At 36.2% G+C, this 1,198-nt stretch carries 1 protein-coding gene; it reads left to right on the top strand.

Translation table 11 applies throughout. From position 1 onward, the window contains the following. The coding region (locus tag RV15_RS18380; RefSeq protein WP_071879432.1) for a tyrosine-type recombinase/integrase at positions 1–1,073 on the top strand (1,073 nt) is incomplete at its 5' end. Positions 1,074–1,198: the final 125 nt, after the last annotated feature.

The raw sequence follows: 1,198 nt of genomic DNA, 5'->3' as shown, positions 1-1,198 counted from the left end.
TCTATAAAAGAAAAGATGGGCGTTGGGAAGGAAGGTATGCAAAAGGCCGGAAGGAAAATGGCACTATCCATTATGGGTATATTTATGGGTATAAATATAAAGAAGTCAAACAACGCTTAATTCACTTAAAATCCGCACAACAAAATACGGACGAACTTTTTACCAAAGAGTACGAAGGAACGTTAAATGAATGGTCAGAGTATTGGCTAAAAGAAATTAAAGCTGATATCAAGCCCAGCACATATAGTAGCTATTTGACCAAGCTGACACATCATATTTTACCTATGTTTGGCAGTCAGCCGATTTATATGATCAAAAAAAGTCAAGTGGAGTACTGGTTAAATAAACTGAGGGAAAAGTTATCGATCAGCTCGATCCATGCAACCTATAGAGTCTTAAGAAGTTGTCTAAACTATGCAGTTAAGCGTTCTTTACTTATAAAAAATCCTTGCATAGATGTTCAACTACCTAAACAAAAATCAAATACGGTACAAAGTTTGACAAAACAAGAACAAAAAAGACTTGAAATAGAAGCGAAGCAACATAAAGCTGGATTACCAGTTTTGATTGCCTTGGAAACTGGAATGAGAATTGGTGAAATTGCTGGATTAAAATGGCAAGACATTGACTTTTTAGAGCAAGTAATCAGAGTGAAGCGAACACTGCAGCGAGTAACGACAGAAGGAACAAGTCAAAAAACAGAATTAGTTGAGCTTTCCCCAAAGAGCAGTAATTCTGTTCGGATTATTCCATTGTCTCAAAATATGGGTTATTTACTTCAGAAGGTACAAAAAGAAGCACAAAGTGATTATGTAGTTGGCAAAAGAAAGGCGTTAGAGCCGCGTGTGATTAACTACCATTTTAAACAAATCTGTCAAAAGGCACAGCTGCCGCCTGTTCATTTCCATGCGTTAAGACACACCTTTGCTACTCGCTGTTTAGAAAACGGTGCGACTGTAGCAACGATCAGTGACTTATTAGGACACAGTTCAATCAAAATGACATTGGATACGTATATTAGTTCTTTCATGACTGAAAAGAGAAAAGTGATAGATTCTTTCAGCTCACTCTAACATATAATACTGTTGATATTTTCTTCGCCGTCATCCAGCCGTCAAACCAAGAAGTAGAAGTGATTATATCAAGGCTTTAACTAAGCTTATCTTGTTATAACAGATAATAAGATAAAATAATGTGT

This window comes from Enterococcus silesiacus (assembly GCF_001886225.1).
GTDB classification, from domain to species: domain Bacteria; phylum Bacillota; class Bacilli; order Lactobacillales; family Enterococcaceae; genus Enterococcus_L; species Enterococcus_L silesiacus.
The sequence above is the reverse complement of the archived record's forward strand: the minus strand, read 5'-3'. Positions and strand labels throughout refer to the sequence as shown.